The sequence below is a fragment of the Bosea sp. Tri-49 genome, assembly GCF_003952665.1.
Taxonomy (GTDB): domain Bacteria; phylum Pseudomonadota; class Alphaproteobacteria; order Rhizobiales; family Beijerinckiaceae; genus Allobosea.
The window spans coordinates 80,114-95,243 of sequence record NZ_CP017946.1 but is presented as its reverse complement, the minus strand read 5'-3'; the positions used below and the strand labels follow the sequence as shown (position 1 = coordinate 95,243).

16 protein-coding genes are annotated in these 15,130 nt (G+C 66.3%); 10 read left to right on the top strand and 6 right to left on the bottom strand.

What is annotated here, in order from left to right; all coding sequences use genetic code 11:
- Nucleotides 1-171: 171 nt before the first annotated feature.
- Nucleotides 172-426, bottom strand: coding sequence for an accessory factor UbiK family protein (locus tag BLM15_RS00465; RefSeq protein WP_126109335.1), 255 nt, complete (start codon nucleotides 424-426; stop codon nucleotides 172-174).
- A gap of 198 nt (nucleotides 427-624) precedes the next feature.
- On the opposite strand from BLM15_RS00465, the gene BLM15_RS00460 reads away from it, so the two are divergent.
- The 7 genes from BLM15_RS00460 to pth all read left to right on the top strand — a co-directional run bounded on the left by BLM15_RS00460 (nucleotide 625) and on the right by pth (nucleotide 7,047).
- Nucleotides 625-1,167 carry a hypothetical protein gene (locus BLM15_RS00460; RefSeq protein WP_126109333.1) on the top strand — a complete coding sequence of 181 codons (543 nt, stop codon included), beginning with the start codon at nucleotides 625-627 and terminating at the stop codon, nucleotides 1,165-1,167.
- Nucleotides 1,168-1,381: 214 nt separating this feature from the next.
- Entirely contained in the window at nucleotides 1,382-2,326 is a 945-nt protein-coding gene (locus tag BLM15_RS00455; RefSeq protein WP_126109331.1) for a ribose-phosphate pyrophosphokinase, read from the top strand.
- A 13-nt stretch (nucleotides 2,327-2,339) separates the two neighbouring features.
- On the top strand, nucleotides 2,340-3,083 hold the full coding sequence (queC, locus tag BLM15_RS00450) for a 7-cyano-7-deazaguanine synthase QueC (RefSeq protein ID WP_126109329.1): 744 nt from the start codon (nucleotides 2,340-2,342) through the stop codon (nucleotides 3,081-3,083).
- Nucleotides 3,073-3,636 (top strand): VUT family protein, encoded by a 564-nt coding sequence (locus BLM15_RS00445; RefSeq protein ID WP_126109327.1) that lies wholly within the window; start codon nucleotides 3,073-3,075, stop codon nucleotides 3,634-3,636. The genes queC and BLM15_RS00445 overlap by 11 nt, the downstream gene beginning before the upstream one ends.
- Nucleotides 3,637-3,729: 93 nt before the next feature.
- A complete protein-coding gene (locus BLM15_RS00440; RefSeq protein ID WP_126109325.1) occupies nucleotides 3,730-5,586 on the top strand; it encodes a putative bifunctional diguanylate cyclase/phosphodiesterase in 1,857 nt (618 codons plus the stop codon).
- Between the two features lie 141 nt (nucleotides 5,587-5,727).
- Complete coding sequence (locus BLM15_RS00435) at nucleotides 5,728-6,345, top strand: 50S ribosomal protein L25/general stress protein Ctc (RefSeq protein WP_126109323.1); 618 nt, start codon at nucleotides 5,728-5,730, stop codon at nucleotides 6,343-6,345.
- 87 nt (nucleotides 6,346-6,432) lie between these two features.
- On the top strand, nucleotides 6,433-7,047 hold the full coding sequence (pth, locus tag BLM15_RS00430) for an aminoacyl-tRNA hydrolase (protein ID WP_126109321.1): 615 nt from the start codon (nucleotides 6,433-6,435) through the stop codon (nucleotides 7,045-7,047).
- Nucleotides 7,048-7,056: 9 nt separating this feature from the next.
- On the opposite strand, the gene BLM15_RS00425 is transcribed toward pth, so the two are convergent.
- Nucleotides 7,057-7,659, bottom strand: a complete 603-nt coding sequence (locus BLM15_RS00425) for a hypothetical protein (protein WP_126109320.1) — start codon at nucleotides 7,657-7,659, stop codon at nucleotides 7,057-7,059.
- A 200-nt stretch (nucleotides 7,660-7,859) separates the two neighbouring features.
- On the opposite strand from BLM15_RS00425, the gene ychF reads away from it, so the two are divergent.
- The 3 genes from ychF (at nucleotide 7,860) to BLM15_RS00410 (ending at nucleotide 11,383) form a co-directional block, all read left to right on the top strand.
- On the top strand, nucleotides 7,860-8,957 hold the full coding sequence (gene ychF / locus BLM15_RS00420) for a redox-regulated ATPase YchF (RefSeq protein WP_126109318.1): 1,098 nt from the start codon (nucleotides 7,860-7,862) through the stop codon (nucleotides 8,955-8,957).
- 130 nt (nucleotides 8,958-9,087) lie between these two features.
- Complete coding sequence (locus BLM15_RS00415) at nucleotides 9,088-10,101, top strand: MaoC family dehydratase (protein ID WP_126109316.1); 1,014 nt, start codon at nucleotides 9,088-9,090, stop codon at nucleotides 10,099-10,101.
- A gap of 100 nt (nucleotides 10,102-10,201) precedes the next feature.
- Nucleotides 10,202-11,383, top strand: coding sequence for a cystathionine beta-lyase (locus tag BLM15_RS00410; RefSeq protein WP_126109314.1), 1,182 nt, complete (start codon nucleotides 10,202-10,204; stop codon nucleotides 11,381-11,383).
- A gap of 7 nt (nucleotides 11,384-11,390) precedes the next feature.
- On the opposite strand, the gene BLM15_RS00405 is transcribed toward BLM15_RS00410, so the two are convergent.
- The 4 genes from BLM15_RS00405 to BLM15_RS00390 are packed head-to-tail and all read right to left on the bottom strand — an operon-like array spanning nucleotide 11,391 to nucleotide 15,052.
- On the bottom strand, nucleotides 11,391-12,698 hold the full coding sequence (locus tag BLM15_RS00405) for a sensor domain-containing diguanylate cyclase (protein WP_126109312.1): 1,308 nt from the start codon (nucleotides 12,696-12,698) through the stop codon (nucleotides 11,391-11,393).
- 53 nt (nucleotides 12,699-12,751) lie between these two features.
- Nucleotides 12,752-13,396, bottom strand: a complete 645-nt coding sequence (locus tag BLM15_RS00400; RefSeq protein WP_126109310.1) for a class II aldolase/adducin family protein — start codon at nucleotides 13,394-13,396, stop codon at nucleotides 12,752-12,754.
- Nucleotides 13,393-14,502 (bottom strand): S-methyl-5-thioribose-1-phosphate isomerase, encoded by a 1,110-nt coding sequence (mtnA, locus tag BLM15_RS00395; protein ID WP_126109308.1) that lies wholly within the window; start codon nucleotides 14,500-14,502, stop codon nucleotides 13,393-13,395. The genes BLM15_RS00400 and mtnA overlap by 4 nt, the downstream gene beginning before the upstream one ends.
- Before the next feature lie 4 nt (nucleotides 14,503-14,506).
- Nucleotides 14,507-15,052, bottom strand: a complete 546-nt coding sequence (locus BLM15_RS00390) for an adenine phosphoribosyltransferase (RefSeq protein ID WP_126109306.1) — start codon at nucleotides 15,050-15,052, stop codon at nucleotides 14,507-14,509.
- Between the last annotated feature and the right edge of the window lie 78 nt (nucleotides 15,053-15,130).

Sequence of the window (15,130 nt, the reverse complement as noted above, 5' to 3'; positions counted from 1 at the left end):
CCCTCACTCCGTCGAACCACCCGTCGAGGCAGGGCCGAACGACGAATCACCTCTCTTCATCGACGATAGCGCAGGCCGGTTAACCCGCCCACAACGCGATGCAGGCTCTGCGGATTCGGACGTGGGCTCAATCCCTTCACGCGACTGTCCACAGCGCGCACCGGAATGCGCTCACTCCTTTGCCGCGCGCCCCTCCAGCGCCGCAAGCCGGGCCGCGAGCTTGTCGTTCTCTTCGCGCGCCAGCAGCGCCATCTCGCGCACCGCCTCGAATTCCTCGCGCGTCACGACATCGAGATCGCGCAGCAGTCGCTCGATCTGCGTCTTGACCACGGTCTCGACCTCGCGGCGCACGCCCTGCGCTGCGCCGGCGGCATCGGTCGCCAGCCGCGCGATGTCGTCGAGGATACGGTTGGACGTGCTGACCATCGAAGCTCTCCGGCGGGCGCCCCATGCGCCTGCCGGGAGATATGGCGAAGGAGCGTCCACAGCGCAATCATTGCGGTGCAACCGGCTCACCTTTGCCCTCGCCTGCCCTATCTGGACCTGACCGGTCGTTGCGCCTACAACGAGCGCCACAGGGAAGACCAGCAATCCGAGCCCAAACAATGGGCGGGAGGCGTCACAATGTCGGTTCGTTCTTACGGCCTCGTTCTGGGGCCGCTCGCCGCGCTTGCGCTCGCAGGCTGCCAGGAAACCACCACGACCGCGGCACGGCCGCGCGTCGATGCGCCGGGCGTTCCGGTCTCGGTTCAGAGCATCTCCGGTGCACCCGACCAGGTGACGGCGCATTTCGCCGGCCTGCTCGGTGAAGCCGCGGCCGAGCGCAAGATGGAGATCGTCCCCGGCGACAAGCCCGCCCGCTTCCGGGTGCGCGGTTATCTCACCGCGCAGCCGACCGAGGATGGGCAGACCGCTCTCGCCTTCGTCTGGGACGTCTATGACGAGAGCAAGAAGCGGGCACAACGCGTCCAGGGCGAGAGTCTTGGCCGGCGCGGCGGCGGCTCCGACCCCTGGGCCGGCATCGACCAGACCATCGTCGCCAAGGCCGCGTCCGAATCGGCCGACGCGATCGCGAGCTTCCTGACGACGGCGCCGGTGCCCGAGCCGAAGGAAGACGCAAAGAGCAAGACACGCACCGCCCAGGCAGCTCCCGACAAGAAGCGCTAGAGGTCAGGCTCCCGGCGTAGGCGCGCTTTCAGGTCGCCCAGATCAAGGATATCCCGCGCAAGATGCATCGCTGCCGGGTGCGGTGCAGCATTTGCATGGGGACGCTGCGCCTCTTTGGTCGACTCGGCGTCATCACGCTGTTATGAGCCCTTCGAAACTGAGCCGCCCCCCGCTCGGACGGCTCGCCTTACCCGCGTTTCTGGTGCGCCCCGGCATGCCCTCTTCCTTCAAAGTCGTCGCCGGCAATTCCAACCGCGCCCTCGCCGAAGCCATCTGCGGCCATCTCGATGTGCCACTCGCCCGGGCCCAGGTCCGGCGCTTCGCCGACATGGAAATCTTCGTCGAGATCCAGGAAAACGTCCGCGGCCAGGATGTCTTCATCATCCAGTCGACCTCGTTCCCGACCAATGACCATCTGATGGAGCTGCTGATCATCACCGATGCGCTACGCCGCTCCTCGGCGAGGCGCATCACAGCGGTGATCCCTTATTTTGGCTATGCGCGGCAGGACCGTCGCGCCTCGGGGCGCACCCCGATCTCGGCCAAGCTCGTCGCCAACCTGATCACCCATGCCGGCGTCGATCGCGTGCTGACGCTCGACCTGCATGCCGGCCAGATCCAAGGCTTCTTCGATATCCCGACCGACAACCTGTTCGGCGCACCGCTGATGGCGCGCGACATCAAGGACCGGCTCGACTGGAAGAACGCCATGGTTGTTTCGCCGGACGTCGGCGGCGTGGTGCGCGCCCGCGCCCTGGCCAAGCGCATCGACGCCCAACTCGCCATTGTCGATAAGCGCCGCGATCGGCCGGGCGAGTCGGAAGTGATGAACATCATCGGCTCGGTCGAGGGTCGCTCCTGCATCCTGCTCGACGACATCGTCGATTCCGGCGGCACGCTGGTGAACGCCGCCGAGGCCCTGCTCGATCAGGGTGCCAAGGAGGTCTACGCCTATATCACCCATGGCGTGCTCTCCGGCGGAGCCGTGGCGCGCATCGCCTCTTCCAAGCTGAAGGAGCTGGTGATCACCGACTCGATCATGCCGACCGAGGCGGTGAAGGTCGCACGCAATATCCGCGTCATCTCCATCGCCGGCCTGATGGGCGAGGCGATCGAGCGCACCGCCAGCGAGTCAAGCGTCTCCAGCCTCTTCGATTGACGGGAATGGGACGATGACGGTCGCAACGACCGGCGCGGACCGGGCCCTCATCCTCTTCTCCGGTGGCCAGGATTCCACCGTCGCGCTGGCCTGGGCACTTGCCCGTTTCGGAGCGGTCGAGACGGTCGGCTTCGACTACGGCCAGCGTCATCGCATCGAGCTTGCGTGCCGCGAAACGATCCGAGCCAAGTTCCCCGGACTGTCGCCGGCCTACGCCGAACGGCTTGGGCCGGATCATCTGCTCGATCTGAAGACGCTCGGCGCGATCTCGGACACGGCGCTGACCAGCGAAAGCGAGATCGCCTTCACTGATGCCGGCCTGCCGACGACCTTCGTCCCAGGCCGCAACCTGATCTTCCTGACCTTCGCAGCGGCGCTGGCCTATCGCCGCGATTGCAAGCACATCGTGCTCGGCGTCTGCGAGACCGACTATTCCGGCTATCCCGATTGCCGCGACGACACGATCAAGGCGATGCAGGTCGCGCTCGGCCTCGGGCTCGACCGCCGGCTCGTGCTGCACACGCCGCTGATGTGGCGCGACAAGGCCCAGACCTTTGCCTTGGCCAAGGAATTGGGCGGCGAGGCCTTGCTTGATCTGGTAGTCGAGGAGAGCCATAGCTGCTATCTCGGCGACCGAACGAAACGGCATGCTTGGGGCTATGGCTGCGGCCATTGCCCGGCCTGCGACTTGCGGGCCAGGGGTTTTACGGCCTATGAGGCCGCGCCGAACGACAGCGGACTGAACCATGACGATTGACCGGCAGCGCCGTACCGAGGGCCTGATTGCGCTGGCCCTCTTCACCCTGACCATCCCGCTCGCCAACTGGCTGATCGGCAATGCCGGCACGGTCTGCGTGCCGGATGGCCCTTGCCTCGTCCCCGTCGCCCCCGGGATCAAGGCGCCGAGCGGCGTGCTGATGGTCGGCCTCGCGCTCGTGCTGCGCGACATCGTCCAGCGGCGCCTCGGCCCTCTCGCCGGCCTCGGCGCGATTGCGATCGGCACGCTGATTTCCGGCATGCTGGCGCCCCCGGCCATCGTCCTGGCCTCGACCGTGGCCTTCCTGCTCTCCGAGCTAGCGGATTTCGCGGTCTATACCCCGCTGCAGAAGCGCAATTTCGTCGCCGCCGTCGCCGCCTCGAGCGTCTTCGGCCTTGTGGTCGACAGCTTCGTCTTCCTCTGGCTCGCCTTCGGCAGCCTCGATTTCCTCACCGGCCAGATCATCGGCAAGGCCTGGATGGTGCTGCTCGCACTGCCGCTGATGCATCTGTTGCGCCGGCGCGACGAGCGGATCGGGCTCGCTCCCGCCTGAAGACCGCGAAAGCCGACAATTCGATTTAAGGGTGAAACCGCGGTTTCACCCCCCCTGCGGCATGATGGCGCCTCCCGTCCGCCGAGTGCCACGATGCGCCGTCACGATTCCGTAGAGCGTCTGCAATCCCTGCAAAACGCCATTCTGGAATCGATCGCGCGCGGTGAGGAACTGGCGGCGATCATGACAACGCTGTGCGAGCGGGTCGAAGCGCTTGCGCCTAGCGTGGTCTGCTCCGTCGTGACCATCGACGACGCGTTCAGGCTGCGCCCTCTCGCCGCGCCCAGCCTGCCGCTCTCCTATGGCGAGGCGGTCAACGGCATACCGATCGGCCCGCGCGTCGGCTCCTGTGGCACGGCAATTTATCGCAAGCATCCGGTCGAAGTGACCGACATCGCCATCGACCCGCATTGGGAGGGTTATCGCGAGCTCGTATTGCCGCTCGGCCTGCGCGCCTGCTGGTCGAGCCCGATAGCGGCGCGTGACGGCCGGGTCGTCGGCAGCTTCGCATTTTACTATCGCGAGCCGCGCGGCGCGACGCCCTTCGAGCGTCGGATCGTCGAGACCTGCGTCCATCTCTGCGCCATCGCGATCGAGCATGAGGAGGTCACCGCCCGCAATCACCGCCTCGCCTATTTCGATACGCTGACCAGGCTGCCGAACCGAGCCCGCTTCAATGAGGCCATCGCCCAGACAACAAGCCGGTCTGGGTCCGGCTTCGGGCTGATGTTGATCGACATCGATCACCTCAAGGCGATCAACGATACGATGGGTCATGCCGTCGGTGACTTGCTGATCGAGGCCGTTGGCTCGCGGCTTGCTGCGGTGGCACCGAATGGAGCGGCATTCAGGATCGGCGGCGACGAATTCGCCGTCCTCCTGCCCGGCTGCGACAAGGCCGGGCAATTGCGCGGCGTGGCCAGCGCTATCCTCGCCACAATGCAGGGGCCGCTCGACTGCGAGGGGACGACCATCGTCCCCAGCGTCACAATCGGCGGGGCCATCGCCGGAGAAGACGGCACCGACAGTGTCACCTTGCGGCAGAATGCCGACTTCGCGCTCTACCATGCCAAGGAAACCCGGCGCGGCGGCTATGTCCGTTTCAAGGGCGGCCTGCGCACCGCGATGACCCGCCGCATCCAGACGATCCGAACCGTGGACGAGGCGTTGAGCGCGGGGCGCCTCGTTCCCTACTATCAGCCGGTCATCCAGCTCGACACCGGCCAGATCGCCGGCATGGAGGCTTTGGCGCGGCTGCGTCTCGACGACGGTCGCATAGTAGCGGCCGGCGAATTCCAGGATGCCCTGCTCGACCCCAAGCTCGCCTATCGCATTTCGGGCCAGATGCTGGCGGCGATTACGGCCGACATGGCGCAGTGGCTGCGCGAGGGCCTGCCCATCCGCTATATCGGCATCAACGTTACCTCCGCCGACTTTCAGAAGGGCGACCTTGTTCAACGCATCGTCAGGGCCTTCGAGCGGGTGCAGGTTCCACTGGAGCATCTGGTCGTCGAGATCACCGAGCAGGTGATCATGGGCGGACGCCGCGACGGCGTCGCGCGCACCATGGCGGCCTTACGCGAACGCGGCATCATGGTCGCGCTCGACGACTTCGGCACAGGTTTCGCCTCGCTCACGCATCTGCTCGACTTCCCGGTCGACGCGATCAAGATCGACCGATCTTTCGTCGGCAGCATCGATGGCGGAAAGAGAAGCGGCGCGATCATCGAGGCGCTGATCGGCATCGCGGGCCGGCTCGGCATGCGGCTCGTGGCTGAGGGCATCGAGAGTGAGAGCCAGGCGCGGCGCCTGGTCGCGATGGGTTGCCCGCTCGGCCAAGGCTACCACTATTCGCGGCCGATGCCGGCCGAAGCGGTCGCCGCCTTCGTTCGCAGCTTCGCCCGGCCGGTGCCAGTCGCCATCTCGCATTCGGCTGCCACGGCGGCCTGAATCGGCCTGCGGGCTTGAGATTGTCCGCAGTTTCGCCTATGAGCCTGCTCGCGTCCCACTGACACCCTTGGAGGCAGGGACGCGAACCGCAATGGCCGCCCGCTGGCGGCCATGTCTTTTAAAAAGCTAAGGATCAAACACATGACCGCCGTGAAGCAGATTCAGGCTTCGGCGCGCGCCCAGGTCGGCAAGGGGGCCGCCCGGGAAGTTCGTCGCCAGGGCCTCACTCCCGCCGTGATCTACGGTGCGGGCGAAACGCCTGTGGCCATCGCGCTCGATGCCAACAAGACCCGCCAGATGATCTATGCTGGTCACTTCCTGACCACGCTGTTCGAGATCGACGTCGACGGCAAGAAGACGCGCGTCATCCCGCGCGACTACCAGCTCGACCCGGTCAAGGATTTCCCGATCCATGTCGACTTCCTGCGGATCGCTGCCGGCCAGACCATCAAGGTCGAGGTTCCCGTGCACGTCGTCGACCAGGACCAGTCGCCCGGCCTGAAGAGCGGCGGCGCCCTTCAGATCGTCGAGCACTCGCTCGAGATCGAAGTCGCCCCCGAGAGCATTCCTGAGTTCATCGAGGTCTCGGTTGCCGGCCTCGAGGTTGGCGATACGCTCCACAGCAACGCGCTCAAGCTGCCGGCGGGCGTCAGCCTGACCTCGACGAAGGATCGGACCCTGGTCACGATCATTCCGCCGACGGTCGAGGCCGACGAGCCTGCTGCCGCCGAGGGCGAAGCCGAAGCCGCCAAGGCCTGAGCCTTACGTTCCCTGCGGAACGAAATGCTTGCGGACGGCCGGGCATGCCCGGCCGTTTTGCTATGACAACCGGTGCGGAACCGAACGATGCTGATCTTCGCCGGCCTCGGCAATCCCGGCCAACGCTACGCCCGCAACCGCCACAATATCGGCTTCATGGCGGTCGAGGCGATCGCTCGCGCCGCCCGTGCCGCGCCCTGGCGCAGCCGCTTCCAGGGTTACGCCTGCGAGGCCCTGATCGGCGGCAAGAAAGCCCTGTTGCTTCTGCCGCAGACTTATATGAACGAATCCGGCCGCGCGATCGGCGAAGCGGCGCGCTTCTTCAAGGTCGAGCCGGCCGACATCATCGTCTTCCATGACGAGCTCGATCTGCCGCCGGCCAAGCTGCGCGTGAAGCTCGGTGGCGGCAATGCCGGCCATAACGGCCTGCGCTCGACCACGGCTGCTATCGGCAACGAGTATCGCCGCGTGCGGATGGGCATCGGCCATCCCGGCGACAAGGCGCTGGTCCATCCCTATGTGCTCAACGACTTCGGCAAGGCCGAAGAGCCTTGGGTCGAAGATTTGTGCACCGCCTGCGCCGACAATGCCGCCCTGCTCGCTGCCCGTGACGATGCCGGTTTCCAGAACAAGGTCCATCTCTTCATGGAGGCGCGCGGCCATGGCGCCGTGAAGCGTCTCGGCGAGAAGGCGACGGATTAGGGCTCGCTCTCAGAGCGGGAGCTGAGCGCCCGCCTTGGCTATCGTCACCCGGCCGCTCGACAAGCTCCCATCTGCCTGCCGGCTAGCGGTCATCGCCACCTGCGCTCCGGCGACAAGGTCGCCGGTCTGCGCCGGCGCCGCCATGATGATGTTGGCCTCCGGCGGGATCGCGATCTTCTGCTCGCCGCCGGGATAGGTCAGCGTGACGCTGCCGCCTTCGACCTGCGAGACCGTCTCGGCCACCGTCGCGTTGGTCATCGTCGAATCCGGCAGGACGCCCCAGGGCTTGTGGCCCTCGCCCGTACCGCGCATCGCCTCGGGAAAGATGAAGACCTGCACGGCCGCCAACCCGCCCCCAGTCTGCGGACGGGCACCGACGCCGATGAAGCTTCCCTTCTTGATCTCGGCCATCGAGGCTTTGACCACGGCTCCGATTGAATAATTGGGCGCAAGGGCGACCGTCGTCATCGCCCCGTCCTGGGTCTTGACCGTCAGGGACTGGCCTTCGAGACGCTCCACCGTGCCGCGGATACGGGTCTGCGGTGTCTGCGCCTGTGCACCGGCTGCGAGGACCATGACGAAGCCGATCAGGGCGAGCGAGGTGATGCGCATGGAGCAGCTCCAGTTGCCGATCTTTCTGTCGCGGTTTACTCGTGCCCGCGGACGAATCACGCCGCCATGCACTTTCGCGTGATCCACGCTCGCGCCCGCCATCTTGTCTTTTGCTGCTCCGCACCCAATAAGGCCGGGGAGAACTGAGAGATCTTTCCGCGATGGCCGCAGCCGGCCCGCGATGCACTGGACGAGCAAGCATGGGCTTCAAATGCGGTATCGTCGGCCTGCCGAATGTCGGCAAGTCGACCCTCTTCAACGCGCTGACGCAGACAGCGGCCGCTCAGGCGGCAAACTATCCGTTCTGCACGATCGAGCCGAATGTCGGCGACGTCGCCGTGCCCGACGAGCGGCTGGAGAAGCTCGCCGCGATCGCGGGCTCGAAGGAGATAATCCCGACGCGGCTGACCTTCGTCGACATCGCCGGGCTGGTGCGCGGCGCATCCAAGGGTGAGGGCCTCGGCAACCAGTTCCTCGCCAATATCCGCGAATGCGACGCCATCGCCCATGTCGTGCGCTGCTTCGAGGATGGCGACATCACCCATGTCGAGGGCAAGGTCTCGCCCGTCAACGACATCGAGATCATCGAGACCGAGCTGATGCTGGCCGATCTTGAGAGCCTCGAGAAGCGCGTCCTGCCGCTGGAGAAGAAGGCGAAGTCCGGCGACAAGGAAGCCAAGGAAGCCGCCGACCTGATGAACCGCTGCCTCGTGCTGCTGCGCGAGGGCAAGCCGGCCCGCCTCGTCCAGGTCGCGACCGAGGAGCGCAAGGCGTTCGAGATGCTGGGCCTGCTCTCGTCCAAGCCGGTGCTCTATGTCTGCAATGTCGAGGAGGCCAGCGCTGACAAGGGCAACGCCTTCTCCGAGCAGGTCAAGGCCCGCGCTGCCGAGGAAGGTGCGGTCGCCGTCGTCGTCTCGGCCAAGATCGAGAGCGAGATCGCGGTGCTGCCGCAGGCTGATCAGAAGGACTATCTCGATGCCGTCGGCCTCGAAGAGCCCGGCCTCAACCGGGTGATCCGCGCCGGCTACGCGCTGCTCAATCTCGTCACCTACTTCACCGTCGGCCCCAAGGAAGCCCGCGCCTGGACGATCGAGAACGGCACCAAGGGCCCGGCAGCGGCCGGTGTGATCCATACCGATTTCGAGAAGGGCTATATCCGCGCCGAGACCATCGCTTACCCGGACTACATCGCCAACAAGGGCGAAGCCGGAGCGCGCGAGGCCGGCAAGTTCCGGCTCGAAGGCAAGGAGTATGTCGTCGCCGACGGCGACGTGCTGCATTTCCGCTTCGCCAACTGAGCCTGCGCCGCTGGAGCGTAATCTGCTCCGGCGTTATGCGCGGAGGGCTTTCGGAGTTTGCGCGTTTTCCGCTCGATCATCAGCGATCCCGCACGCAGGATACGCGCCTGATCAATGAGATAGGCTGCCGATGCTCTATTTCGAGGACTTCGTCGCCGGGTCCGTGACCGAATACGGCGCGCTTCCCGTCTCGCAGGGCGATATCGTCGCCTACGCCAGCCGCTTTGACGCGCAGGATTTCCACATCGATCCGGACAAGGCGAAGGCGAGCTTCGTCGGGTCGCTCATCGGCTCCGGCTGGCACAGCTGCGCGCTGTTGATGCGGCTGGCGGCCGAGGCCTTCTTCCTCGACTCGACCTCGATGGGCTCACCCGGCGTCGAGGAGGTCAAATGGCTGCGGCCAGTGAAGCCCGGCGATGTGTTGAAGCTGCGCTGGACTGTCTCGGAAACCAAGGAATCACGCTCGCGCCCCGAAATGGGGCTCGTGAAATTCCGCTTCGAGCTGCTGAACCAGCGCAATGAGCCGGTGGTCGAACAGAACAACTGGGTGATGTTCGGCCGGCGTGGCTCCGGCTTCGAGGCGGCAGGCGGTGACTGGCTCGAGCATTCGGTGAGTTACGAGCCGCCACACGCAACCGTCGCTGTCGAGCCGCCGGTTCGGCCGACCGCCCCTCCCGGCTTCTTCGACGAACTCGTGATCGGTGAGACCTACGAGCTCGGCAGCCTCGTCTTCACGCCCGACGAGATCGTCGCCTTCGCCCGCTCCTTCGATCCACAGCCCTTCCACATGGATGAGGAGGCGGCGCGCAAGAGCTCGTTCGGCAGCCTCTGCGCCTCCGGCTGGCATACCGCGGCCGGCTGGATGGCGGCGATGGTCAGCCACCGCCGTCGGCAGGAGGCTGCGCTCGCGCCGGCTGCGGCGCCCAGACTCGGCCCCTCGCCCGGCTTCAAGAACCTGCGCTGGCTGAAGCCGGTCTATGCCGGCGACCGTATCACCTATCACTCGGCCGTGGCGGACAAGCGCCCGAGCCTGTCACGTCCAGACTGGGGCCTGTTCTTCCGCCGCAACACAGGCGTCAACCAGAACGGCGAGACGGTCTTCAGCTTCGACGGCTGCGTCTTCATCGAGCGCAAACCGGCCTGACACCCATCGCCAGCGCATGGCTGCCGGCGCCGGGGCCCGTTGCCGCCGCTGCGACCTTACGTGATGCTCACTGTCCAAAATGCGGGGACGGGAGCAGGCGATGGCCAAGGCAAGACAGCTCGGCTGGAAATCGAGGCTGGTTCACTCGGCTGCCAAGACTCCCGACGGCTTCAGCTCGCTGATCACGCCGGTCTATCGCGGCTCGACGACGCTGTTCAGGGACGCAGCCTCGGTCGGCGATACCTGGCGGCAAGACGAGGCGCCCTACACCTACGGGCTCTACGGAACCCCAACGACGCTGGAGCTCGCGGCGCGGATCGCCGAACTGGAGGGCGCGACGCATACCTTTCTGGCTCCCGGCGGCCAGGCCGCACTCGCGCTGGTCAATCTCGCTTTCCTCGGCCCCGGCGACCATGTCCTGACACCGGAGTCGATCTATGGCCCCCACCGCCTCGTCGGGGAAGGCTTGCTGCGCAAGGTCGGGGTTGAGGTCGAGTATTATGACCCGCTGATCGGCGAAGACATCGCCGGGCTGCTGCGTGACAACACCCGGCTGATCTGGTGCGAGAGCCCGGGCTCGGTGACGATGGAGGTGCAGGATCTGCCGGCGATCGCGCGCGCCGCAAGCGGGCGCGACATCACCATCGCGATCGACAACACCTATTCCGCCGGCGTGATGTTCGATGCGTTCGGCCACGGTGCTCATATCACTCTGCAGGCGCTGACCAAATACCTCGGCGGCCATAGCGACATTCTGATGGGCTCGATCTCGGTCAGGGACGAGGCGCGCTATGCCAGGATCGGCGAGATGCACCAGATGCTCGGCATGGCGGTCTCGCCCGACGATTGCAGTCTCGTGCTGCGCGGGCTGCAGACATTGGGCGTTCGACTGGAGAGGCTCGAAGCATCCTGCCTCACCATCGCCAAATGGCTGGAGCAGCGCTCCGAGATCGAGCGCGTGCTGCATCCGGCCCTCCCTTCCTCGCCCGGGCACGCGATCTGGAAGCGCGATTTTACCGGCTCGGCCAGCGTCTTCTCGATCGTCTTCAAGGACGGCTATGCAGAGAAGGACCTGCTCGGCTTCATCGACGCGCTGACGCTCTTCAAGATCGGCTATAGCTGGGGCGGCATAACCAGCTTGGCGGTGCCGTATTTCCATGTCCGGCGCCAGCATCGCGCCTACGGCTCGCGCCTCGTGCGGCTGAACATCGGGCTCGAAGACGTCGAGGACCTCCTCGCCGATCTGGAGGATGCGTTCGCGACCCTGCCGAAAGGGCTCTAGCTCGGCTCTACCCGGCGATGCGCCGCGAAGCCACCGCAGGGCTCGCCATCTCGATGCGGTCGCGGCCATTGCGCTTGGCTGCATAGAGCGCCTCGTCGGCACGGGCGTGGAGGCTCGTGCCGTCCAGCGGTCCTTCTCCCGCGCAAAGTCCGATCGAGACAGTCACCCCTGTCAGTTCGCCATGAAGCAGGCGCCACGGCACGCGCCGCAAGGCACGGCGGATGGCTGTCGCAGCCTCCTCGGCCGCTTCGATCGGCGTGTCGCCGAGCAGGACACCGAACTCCTCGCCGCCAACCCGGGCCACCAGCGCCGAAGCCGACGTGACCTGTGCCGCGATGACCCCGGCAATGGCCTTGAGGCAGGCGTCGCCGACGAGATGGCCGAAACGGTCGTTGATCGTCTTGAAGTGATCGACGTCGATCATCAGCAGCGAGAGCGGCTCCGGTCGGGCTGACGCATCGGCGAGACGGGCGACAAAGCGACGGTGATTGGCAAGGCCGGTCAGCCCGTCCGTCTCGGCGAGTTCGGCCAGCGCCACATTGGCCCGGCGCAAGGCCTCCTGCGCTTCCAGCAGCTCCATCTGCTGGCGCTTGGTGGCCGTGATGTCGGCATGGGTGAAGAAGCTGACGCCGCCGGTGCTGTGCCGTGCGATCAGCCGGAGCCAGCGCTGGCCGGGCAACTCGATCTCGAAGGGCACGCCGTCATAGCGCAGGCCGTTGCTGATCGCCGCCCGCCAGGCGCCGGCCGGCGAGGCCTCGCGCCAGCACCAGGCGATGATCTCGTCCAATGTGCGGCCGACCACCGGCGTGCCTTTTGGCAGATCATAGAGCCGCCGGAACGCGTTGTTGGCGGCGATCACCCGCTCCTTCGCATCCAGAATGCTGGCGCCGTCCGGGATGAAGCGGAGCGCATCCATCACCGGCAGCACCAGTTCGGGGGCCGTTTCGGCATGGCTCTCGACATCCAGCCGTTGCCACAGCCGCACGCGGCCGCCATCCGGCGCCCGCAGTGATGATGCACGCAGCTTACGGCCGTTATGGATGAATTCGAAGGGTTGGGTCTGGTTCTCGTGGCGCGTCACGCCTTCTGCGACATGTCGCGCAATCTCCGGCATTTCCTCCGGCGAGAGGCGGCGCTGATAGAACCGCACCAGATTGTCCCCATAGGGCTCGCCGACGTAGATCTCGCCTTCGTCCTCGGGGAAGAATTGCAGGAAGGTCTGGTTCCAGCACAGAGCCCTCATCTGCGCATCGTATTCGCAAACGCCTATACCAAGGGCGTCGAGCGAATCGAGCAGATAGCGCGAGAGCTTCATCCCGCCGTCATTAGACGAGAGCCGTTAACAACCGGTGAGATCGGCGTTTAAGATCAACCGACCTTTCCGTAACCCGCGAACCTGGCCGAAACGCGCTCCATCTCGGCCGCATCGAGGATGACCGGCTCGAGCCCCGACGCCAGCAGGTCGAGATACTGCCCGGCGAGATTCTCGACCTCGGCGACGATGGTGTGCGCGCCCGCCAGGCTCGCGCCGAGCGCAATCACGCCGTGATTGGCGAGCAGCACGGCCTTGCGACCTTCCAGCGCTCGAACCGCGTTGGCAGCGAGCTCCGGCGAGCCGAAGGTCGCATAGTCGGCACAGCGCACATCAGCGCCGCCGCATAGGGCGATCATGTAGTGGAAGGCTGGAATGCCGCGGCGCGCGCTAGACAGTGCCGTCGCCCGCGGCGAGTGCGTGTGGACGATCGCCTGCGCATCCGGGCGCGCCTTGTAGATTTCGACGTGGAACGGCCATTCCGACGAGGGCTTGCGCCCGCCCGACACGACCGTGCCATCGAGCGAGAGATGGATCAGGTCCTCCGGCTTCGTCCTTGCATAGGGCAGGCCCGACGGGGTGATCAGCAACCCGCCTTCGAAGCGGGCCGAGACATTGCCCGATTTCGACGGGCAGAAGCCGGCGCGGTCGATCGCCTGCGCGACCTCGACGATCTCCTGCCGCAACGCCTGCTCGTTCATGCCGCCTGTCCCTGCGCGAGATCCGGAAAGAGGCGGCGCAATCCCTCGGCGCTCGCCGGCGCGATGCCGCGCTCGGTGATGAGACCGGTGACGAGCCGGGCCGGCGTGACGTCGAAAGCCGGATTGCGGGCCGGGCTGCCGGGCGCCGCGACCTGGAAGAAGCCGGTGCGGCCATCCTCGCTCTGGCCGAACAGATGCGTGACCTCGCGCTCGCTGCGCTCCTCGATCGGGATCTCCCTCAGCCCGTCCTGCAAGGTCCAGTCGATCGTCGGCGACGGCAGCGCGACGTAGAAGGGCACCCCATTGTCCCTGGCCGCCAGCGCCTTGAGATAGGTGCCGATCTTGTTGGCGACATCGCCGGTCGCCGTCGTGCGGTCGGTGCCGACAATCACCATGTCGACAAGGCCGTGCTGCATCAGGTGGCCGCCGGCATTGTCAACGATCACCGCATGCGGCACGCCGTGACTGCCGAGCTCATATGCCGTCAGCGCCGCGCCCTGGTTGCGCGGCCGGGTTTCATCGACCCAGACATGGACGGGGATGCCGGCGTCATGAGCGAGATAAATCGGCGCCAGCGCCGTGCCCCAGTCGACTGTGGCGAGCCAGCCGGCGTTGCAGTGGGTCAGGATATTGACCGACTCGCCCGCCGGCTTCTTCGACGTGATCTCGCGGATGACGCCGAGCCCGTGCTCGCCGATAGCGCGGCAAAGTGCGACATCCTCGTCGCAGATCGCCGCCGCCTCGGCATAGGCCGCCGCGACCCGCTCGGACGTCGGAAGATCGACCAGGCGCCTGCGCATCCTCGCCAGCGCCCAGTGCAGATTGACTGCGGTCGGCCGGGTCGCGCTGAGCAGTGTCAGCGCCTGCTCCAGAGCGGTGTTGGAGGCATCGACGCGCAGCGCCAGTGCGACGCCATAGGCCGCCGTCGCGCCGATCAGCGGCGCGCCACGGACCGTCATGTGGCGGATGGCATGCGCCGCCTCCTCGGCGGTCGAAAGCCTCACCGTCTCGAAATGGAAGGGTAGCCGCGTCTGGTCGATGACGCGCACGCCCCAGCCGTCCTCGTCGAGCCAGATGGTGCGGTAGTGCTTCCCGTGGATGTTCATGGCGTCAATGCCCGGCGAATGAGACCAGCGTGCGCACCGGCACGCCGAGCCGCCTGATCTTATCGGCCCCGCCGAGGTCCGGCAGGTCGATGATGAAGCAGGCGGCAACCACCTCGGCGCCGAGCGAGGAGAGCAGCTTCACCGCCGCTTCCGCCGTGCCGCCAGTGGCGACGAGGTCGTCGACCAGCAGGACGCGCTCGCCGCGCGAGACCGCATCCTTGTGCACCTCGATCTCGTCGGCGCCGTATTCGAGCGAATAGGGCATGCCGACCGTCTCATGCGGCAGCTTGCCCTTCTTGCGCACCGGCACGAAGCCCGCCGAGAGCTGATGCGCCACCGCGCCGCCGAGAATGAAGCCGCGCGCCTCGATGCCGGCGATCTTGGCGATCTTCAGGCCGGCAAAAGGCTGTACCAGCTCGTCGACCGCACGGCGGAAGGCGCGGGCATCGCCGAGCAGCGTGGTGATGTCGCGGAACTGGATCCCGGGCGCCGGATAGTCGGGAATCGTCCGGATCGCGTTCTTCAAATCGGCGAGGGCGCTACGGTCCATCATCTCGTCCATCGGCTGCGGCGCCCCCTCTTAGCGCATGGCGCAGCCGGCGGGAACGGCGCTGCGGACCGGGCAGCG